The sequence below is a fragment of the Limnohabitans sp. genome (assembly GCF_040401135.1).
In the GTDB taxonomy this organism is placed as follows: domain Bacteria; phylum Pseudomonadota; class Gammaproteobacteria; order Burkholderiales; family Burkholderiaceae_C; genus Limnohabitans.
Genome location: NZ_JBBAOV010000055.1, coordinates 1 through 7,574, shown reverse-complemented (window position 1 = coordinate 7,574; position 7,574 = coordinate 1). Strand labels below are relative to the sequence as shown.

Below are 7,574 nucleotides of genomic sequence, written 5' to 3'. Positions count from 1 at the left end.
AATTTGCTTACCCCGCGCCACACTCAGCGCTCCCGCCTCGGTGCTTTTGGTAATCGTCGAGCCACCGCCCACGGTTCCACCTGCTCCGATGGTGACGGGCGCTACCAACACACAGTTGCTGCCCACATGCACATCAGCCTCAATCACGGTGCGGTGTTTGTTGGCGCCGTCATAGTTGGCGGTGATGCTGCCTGCGCCGAAGTTGACACGCTCGCCCACGGTGGCGTCGCCCAAGTAAGCCAAGTGATTGGCTTTTGCACCCTTGGCCAGGGTGGAGTTTTTGACTTCCACAAAGTTGCCAATGTGTACCTCGGCCGCCAGTTGTGCGCCGGGGCGCAAGCGGGCGAAGGGGCCAATGAGCGAGCCCTCGCCCACCGTCACGCCCAGCTTTTCGCCGTCGATGTGGGTGAAGGGGTGAATCACCGCGCCCGCTTCAATCGTGCAGTTGGCGATCACGCAGTTCGCGCCAATCTTCACACCTTCGCCCAAACGCACATTACCTTGAAAGATGCAATTCACATCAATCTCCACGTCTTGCGCGCAGCTCAAATGACCACGCACATCAAAGCGTGCAGGGTCGATGATGCGCACGCCTTCGGCCATAAAGGCGTGCGCTTGGCGCATCTGAAACGTGCGCTCTAACTCGGCCAATTGGGTGGGGCTGTTGACGCCAGCCACTTGCGCGGCGTCGCTGATTTTGTGGGCCACCACGGATACGCCGTCGGCTTCGGCAAACTTCACCACGTCAGTTAAATAAAACTCTTGTTGCGCGTTTTGGTTGTCCAGCCTAGCCAACCAAGGCTTGAGCAGTTTGGCAGGCACAGCCATGATGCCGCTGTACACCTCTTGGATGGCCAGTTGTTGTTCGTTGGCATCTTTGTGTTCGACGATGGCGTGCACTTGTCCGCTGGGGCTGCGCACGATGCGGCCATACCCAGTGGGGTTGTCAAACTCAATCGTTAACAAAGCAAGCTGCTTGCCGTCGCACAGGTCGATCAGCGTTTGCAAGGTGTCGGCTTGAGTCAACGGCACATCACCCGACAGCACAACCACCACGCCGTCATCGGCCAACAAAGGCACAGCTTGTTGCACAGCGTGGCCTGTGCCGAGCTGAGGCATTTGGCGGGTGAATTGCAAGTTGTCGGCGGTGTTGGCTGCGGCCAGTGCAAGCTCGACTTGTTCTGCGCCGTGGCCCGTGATAACGATGGTGTGGCGCGCCTTTAAAGTGCGGGCCGTGTCGATGACATGCTGCACCAAAGCCTTACCCGCCAGCCGGTGCAGCACTTTTGGGATACTGCTCTTCATACGGGTGCCTTTGCCGGCAGCCATGATCACCACATCCAAAGCCTTCATGTCATTCTTCCTTATCTTGCGCAGAATTATCCGCCATGCGTCTATTTGGCTAACGCTCGCCGCACTCGTGGGGCTGAGTGGTTGCAGCACCCTCAAGGTGGCCTACAACAACAGCGACGACGTGATTTATTGGTGGCTCGACAGCTACGCCGATTTGCAAGACGGCCAGAAGCAATTGACTCGTGATGCACTGGCCGATTTGCTGCGCTGGCATCGCCAACAACAGCTGCCCGAATATGTGGCCTTACTCAAGCGCATCCAAACCATGGCGCCCAACGACCTCACCCCCGCGCAAGTGTGTGCCGTGACCGAGGAAATGAGAACCAGCGTGACCACCCTGCTGCGTTATGTCGAACCCGCCAACACCAAGCTGGCCACCCAGCTTAAGCCTGAGCAGTTGCGCAGCATCCGCCAACGCTTTGACAAGACCAACAAAACTTGGAAAGAAGACTGGCTAGACCCCAGCGCCGAAGATCGCCTGCAATACCGCAACAAGCAAGCTGCCAACCGCCTTGAAGATTTTTATGGCCGCCTCGACAAGCCCCAGCGCGAGGCGCTGAACCTATGGCTGAGCAAGTCCAAATTTGACCCTGTCCTGAGCTTCGCCGAGCGCGAACGCCGCCAAGCAGACAGCATGCAAACTTTTCAACGCATGGCTCAAGAAGGCAGCCCCAACGCGCAAGCGCAAAACCTGCTGCGCGGCCTGACCGATCGCACCTTTAACTCACCCAACGAGCGTTACCGCACTTACAACCGAGAACTGTGGGACCAAAACTGCGAAGGCTTTGCTAAGTTTCACAACAGCACCACGCCCGCTCAGCGTCAGCGCATGGTGGAGGCGCTGCGCAGCTATGAAAACGATTTCAAATCGTTGATGGCACAAAAATAAGGGCTTAGCCCATCGGCCAAACCACCCCGTTGTCGTTGAGCAACGCATCCAGCGGTATGTCGTGCGCCTCGGGCATCAGGTCTGGCAAGAAGCCGTGTGTAAAGCCTAATCCCGCCGTGAACGGCTTGGGTTGCAAAGTGGCCAAGGTGCGGTCATAAAAACCACCGCCATAGCCCAATCTGAATCCGCCCAATCCGTAGCCCACGCAGGGCACAAACAACAAAGTGGGCACGATCACTTCGGTGTCTTTGGGTTTGGGAATGCCGTAAGCGTCTTCTTCCATGGGGCAACCTGGGTACCACGCATGAAAAGTGAGTGTTTTGGTCGCCTTGTCCACCACGGGCAAACCGATGCGGCGGCGTTGCGGTTGATCCAACAACTCGCCGTCTTCTTTCCAACGGTGCAGGGCAGGCAGCGGGTCAAACTCGCCTTTGATGGGCCAGTAAGCGCCAATCACCGTATCGGGTCGGCTGAACAGCCAAATGCGCATCACGCGTTGCAACAGGTCGGCACGCTCAAGCCGATCGGGCAAGTTCAAACGCTCTTGTATGAGCTGTTGTCGCAATGTCTTTTTGTCCACAGATAATCAATGCATGAATGTTCGAGTCATTGTGTCATTGTTTGCCAGCTTCTTTGTGACGCTGGCTGCTGTTCAACCCAGCTTGGCTGCGCCTGCGTCTAGCAATGCGCAGGCCGACGCGGTCATCACCGACATGGCGCAAGCCTTCAAGCGTGGCGACCGCAAGCGCCTCACTGCCCTGCTGCCCCAAGCCAAAGGCCACACGCTAGAGCCTTGGGCCGCTTACTGGGAACTCAAGGCCCGCCTAGACGAAGCTTCGCACCAAGAAGTGCGCGCCTTCTTCAACCGCTACCCCGCCACCTACCAAGAAGACCGCCTGCGCAACGACTGGCTGTTGCTGTTGGGCCAACGTCGCGACTGGTCCACCCTGAGCGACGAGCACCCACACTACCGCATGCGCGACGACCGCGAGCTGCGCTGCTACATCTTGGCTGTGGAGTTGCTAGAAAAAGGGCCGCAAGCCAACACGGCCATTGCCGATGAAGTGCGCAAAAACTGGATGGGCATGAAAGAGGCCGACGACGGCTGCACCTTGGCCGCTGACCGCCTTTACTTCAGCAAACAATTCACCGCTCTAGACATTTGGCGCAAAGCCCGTTTGATGGTGGAACACAACCGCCCACGCACGGCCCGCAATGCGGTGCAAATCGTCGCACCTGACTCGGCACAGCTGGTGCCCGAAGCTTTCAACAACGCCGAAAAGTTTTTATCCAAGCACATTGCTGCGCCCCAAAAAGTGCGCCAAGAGTTGGTGGTTATGGCCCTTATCAAAGTGGCCACCACCGATGCTGACAAAGCCGACAAACTGATGCGCAATAAATGGCAGCCCTACCTCACCACCGAAGAGCGCCACTGGGTGTGGGGTGTGATTGGCCGCCAAGCCGCCATGCGTTTGGACGACGATGCGCTCAGTCACTTTGCCCGCGTGGCGCACGACAAAGACCTGAACGACGACATGCTGGGCTGGAAAACCCGCGCCGCCCTGCGCGCTGGCAACACGCCCAAGTGGTCCGTGGTTGAGGGCGCCATTGCCGCCATGAGCGCCGATGCACGCAAAGACCCCACTTGGGTTTACTGGCATGCACGCGCGTTGCTGGCCCGTAAAAAAGGGACGCCACAAGCGCAGCAAGAGGCCACCGCCATGCTCGAGAGCATCGCAGGTGTGCGCGGCTTTTACGAGCAGCTCGCCCTTGAAGAACTGGGTCGCAAAGTGACGGTGCCTGCTCGCCCGCCCACCCCCACCGCTGAAGAAATGGACGCGGCCCGCCGCAACCCTTCTCTTCAACGCGCCCTCTACGCCATTGGCATGGGGCTGCGCCCTGAAGGCGTGCGCGAGTGGAACTACGCCACCAACTTGGTGGACGCCCAAGGCAAGGCCGGCATGATGAGCGACCGCGAACTGCTGGCCGCCGCCCAACACGCCTGCGACAACCAAGTGTGGGACCGCTGCATCAACACCAGCGAACGCACCCGCTTTAGCGTTGACTTTGAGCAACGCTTTCCGATGCCGCACAAAGACGCGGTCATTGCACGCGCCAAAACCATCAACCTCGATCCGGCCTATGTGTACGGCTTGATTCGCCAAGAAAGCCGCTTCATTACAGACGCGCGTTCCCATGTGGGCGCCGCGGGCCTGATGCAAGTGATGCCAGCCACTGCCAAATGGACGGCCAAGAAAATTGGCTTGACCCACTTCACGCCCGATCAAATCAACGACCGCGACACCAACATCGCCATTGGCACGGGCTACTTAAAGCTGGTGCTTGACAGCTTTGAAGGCTCCATGCCCTTGGCTGCGGGCGCTTACAACGCAGGCCCCAGCCGCTCACGCCGCTGGCGTGCGCCCAATAGCGGCACAGGCCCCGTGTTGGAAGGCGCCATTTGGGCTGAAAACGTACCCTTTAACGAAACCCGCGATTACGTAAAAAAAGTGCTGTCCAACACCACCAACTACGCCGCGCTCATCACCGGCCAGCCCCAGTCGCTCAAGGCCAGACTGGGCCTTGTGGGTCCGCGCGATGCAACAGCGCCAGCGGAAAATTTAGAGTTGCCGTAAATTCCCATCCACGCGATTAAGTAATAACCCTAGATGACCATAGGGGATTAGGGTAATCCCTATACTTCAACCTTGATCTAGTCTGACAACGACCCATTAAGGAACCCTATGACCACCTTCGTCTCCATCAGTCATCCCACCCAACACCGCGGCGTTGCCCGCTTCGAGCGTGCATTTGCAACATTCGACCACCTCTTGCAACGCCTGCAACAAGAAAGCACCTACGCTGTTTTGTTAGGCATGTTTGGCGCGTTAAGCCTAGTCGCGGCCCTGTATGACATCGCAGATGCTTCCCAAGAAGGCCACGAGCTGGGCGCTTGGGTGGTGCTTTGGTCCGCTGTGTTTGCCGTGTTGGTGGTTTTTGCAAAATACTGCAAACGTCAATTTGTGGCGTGGCTCAAAGCCGACCGCGATGCCCGCATGTGGAACCAAGCCATGACCGACTACCGCATCATGGCCGACATTCGCTGCGCGCAATCTCGCAGCGAATAAGCCTTGCCAAACCATAGCGCGCTGCGCTATTGGCGACAAAAGCACCGCTTTGCCGGTGCTTTTTTCATGTCCTAAGGACTTGAAAACGCCAGAGATACCCTAAAATTAGCACTCAATGGCGGGGAGTGCTAACAGCAACCCGCCAGTGGCTTTTCTTGAGAACACCTTGGTGTTCGCTTTGTTTTCAAACCCCTAGCTCTTATTTGGAGATGCAATGAAACTTCGTCCTCTCGGCGACCGTGTGATCGTGAAACGTATCGACAGCGAAACAAAAACCGCCTCTGGCATCGTCATCCCTGATTCCGCCGCTGAAAAGCCAGATCAAGGTGAAGTCTTGGCCGTCGGCCCAGGCAAGACCAACGACAAAGGCGAGATCAAAGCCCTGTCAGTCAAAGTCGGCGACCGCGTGTTGTTCGGCAAGTACAGCGGCCAAACCGTCAAGGTGGCTGGTGACGAACTGTTGGTGATGAAAGAAGAAGACCTCTTCGCCGTCGTCGAATAAGTTCACGAATTCAGAAATTTAAGGAAATATCAAAATGGCAGCAAAAGACGTAATTTTCGGCGGCGAAGCCCGCGCACGCATGGTTGAAGGCGTGAACATTTTGGCCAACGCGGTCAAAGTCACTTTGGGCCCTAAGGGTCGTAACGTGGTGTTGGAGCGTTCTTTCGGCGCACCTACCGTGACCAAAGACGGTGTATCCGTCGCCAAAGAAATCGAACTCAAAGACAAGTTGCAAAACATGGGCGCGCAGATGGTCAAGGAAGTTGCTTCCAAGACTTCTGACAACGCTGGTGACGGCACCACAACTGCGACCGTGTTGGCTCAAGCCATCGTGCACGAAGGCATGAAGTACGTTGCCGCTGGCATGAACCCCATGGACTTGAAGCGCGGTATCGACAAAGCAGTGACTGCTTTGATCGAAGAGTTGAAGAAAGCCACCAAGGCCACTACAACCACCAAAGAAATCGCTCAAGTCGGTTCTATCTCTGCCAACAGCGACTACAGCATTGGCGAGATCATCGCTAACGCCATGGAAAAAGTGGGCAAAGAAGGCGTGATCACCGTGGAAGACGGCAAGTCTTTGAACAACGAACTCGACGTCGTTGAAGGCATGCAATTCGACCGCGGCTACCTGTCGCCTTACTTCATCAACAGCCCAGAAAAGCAATCCGCTTTGTTGGACAACCCATTCGTGTTGTTGTTTGATAAGAAGATCAGCAACATCCGTGACCTGTTGCCTACCTTGGAAGCCGTTGCAAAAGCTGGCCGTCCTTTGTTGATCGTGGCTGAAGAAGTTGAAGGCGAAGCCTTGGCTACTTTGGTGGTCAACACCATCCGTGGCATCTTGAAGGTTGTGGCTGTTAAGGCTCCTGGCTTTGGCGATCGTCGCAAAGCCATGTTGGAAGACATCGCTATCTTGACCGGCGGCAAAGTGATCGCTGAAGAAGTTGGCCTGACACTCGAAAAAGTGACTTTGGCTGACCTCGGCCAAGCCAAGCGCATTGAAGTGGGCAAAGAAAACACCATCATCATCGACGGCGCTGGTGCAGCTGCTGACATCGAAGCCCGCGTCAAACAAGTGCGCGTGCAAATCGAAGAAGCAACGTCTGACTACGACCGCGAAAAACTGCAAGAGCGCGTGGCCAAGTTGGCTGGCGGTGTTGCCGTGATCAAGGTGGGCGCTGCCACTGAAGTCGAAATGAAAGAAAAGAAAGCCCGCGTTGAAGATGCACTGCACGCAACCCGCGCAGCTGTGGAAGAAGGCATCGTGGCTGGTGGCGGCGTGGCTTTGTTGCGCGCACGTCAAACTGCTGGCCTCATCAAAGGCGACAACGCTGACCAAGACGCTGGTATCAAACTGGTGTTGAAAGCCATCGAAGCGCCTTTGCGCGAGATCGTTTACAACGCAGGTGGCGAGCCTTCAGTGGTGGTGAACGCCGTGTTGGCCGGTACAGGCAACTACGGCTTCAACGCAGCCAACGACACCTACGGTGACATGATCGAAATGGGCATCTTGGACCCAACCAAAGTGACACGCACTGCTTTGCAAAACGCAGCGTCAGTGGCCTCTTTGATGTTGACGACTGAGTGCATGGTTTCAGAAGCACCAAAAGACGAAGCCGGCGGCGGCATGCCTGATATGGGTGGCATGGGCGGCATGGGTGGTATGGGCGGCATGGGCATGTAATTGCCTCGCTGCTTT

At 56.8% G+C, this 7,574-nt stretch carries 7 protein-coding genes; 5 read left to right on the top strand and 2 right to left on the bottom strand.

What is annotated here, in order from left to right:
* Positions 1 to 1,353, bottom strand: a 1,353-nt coding sequence (gene glmU, locus ABWP81_RS11355; RefSeq protein ID WP_353141861.1) for a bifunctional UDP-N-acetylglucosamine diphosphorylase/glucosamine-1-phosphate N-acetyltransferase GlmU, incomplete at its 3' end; no start/stop codon positions are given.
* Between glmU and ABWP81_RS11350 the strand changes: the two genes are divergently transcribed.
* Positions 1,352 to 2,242 (top strand): DUF6279 family lipoprotein, encoded by an 891-nt coding sequence (locus ABWP81_RS11350; protein WP_353141859.1) that lies wholly within the window; start codon positions 1,352 to 1,354, stop codon positions 2,240 to 2,242. The genes glmU and ABWP81_RS11350 overlap by 2 nt on opposite strands.
* Positions 2,243 to 2,246: 4 nt before the next feature.
* On the opposite strand, the gene ABWP81_RS11345 is transcribed toward ABWP81_RS11350, so the two are convergent.
* Positions 2,247 to 2,822 (bottom strand): 5-formyltetrahydrofolate cyclo-ligase, encoded by a 576-nt coding sequence (locus tag ABWP81_RS11345; protein WP_353136862.1) that lies wholly within the window; start codon positions 2,820 to 2,822, stop codon positions 2,247 to 2,249.
* A gap of 13 nt (positions 2,823 to 2,835) precedes the next feature.
* Between ABWP81_RS11345 and ABWP81_RS11340 the strand changes: the two genes are divergently transcribed.
* The 4 genes from ABWP81_RS11340 to groL all read left to right on the top strand — a co-directional run bounded on the left by ABWP81_RS11340 (position 2,836) and on the right by groL (position 7,559).
* Entirely contained in the window at positions 2,836 to 4,878 is a 2,043-nt protein-coding gene (locus ABWP81_RS11340; protein WP_502905538.1) for a lytic transglycosylase domain-containing protein, read from the top strand.
* A gap of 108 nt (positions 4,879 to 4,986) precedes the next feature.
* Positions 4,987 to 5,370, top strand: coding sequence for a hypothetical protein (locus tag ABWP81_RS11335; protein WP_353136865.1), 384 nt, complete (start codon positions 4,987 to 4,989; stop codon positions 5,368 to 5,370).
* Between the two features lie 214 nt (positions 5,371 to 5,584).
* Complete coding sequence (groES, locus tag ABWP81_RS11330; RefSeq protein ID WP_104796635.1) at positions 5,585 to 5,872, top strand: co-chaperone GroES; 288 nt, start codon at positions 5,585 to 5,587, stop codon at positions 5,870 to 5,872.
* A gap of 34 nt (positions 5,873 to 5,906) precedes the next feature.
* On the top strand, positions 5,907 to 7,559 hold the full coding sequence (gene groL, locus ABWP81_RS11325) for a chaperonin GroEL (protein WP_353141856.1): 1,653 nt from the start codon (positions 5,907 to 5,909) through the stop codon (positions 7,557 to 7,559).
* Positions 7,560 to 7,574: the final 15 nt, after the last annotated feature.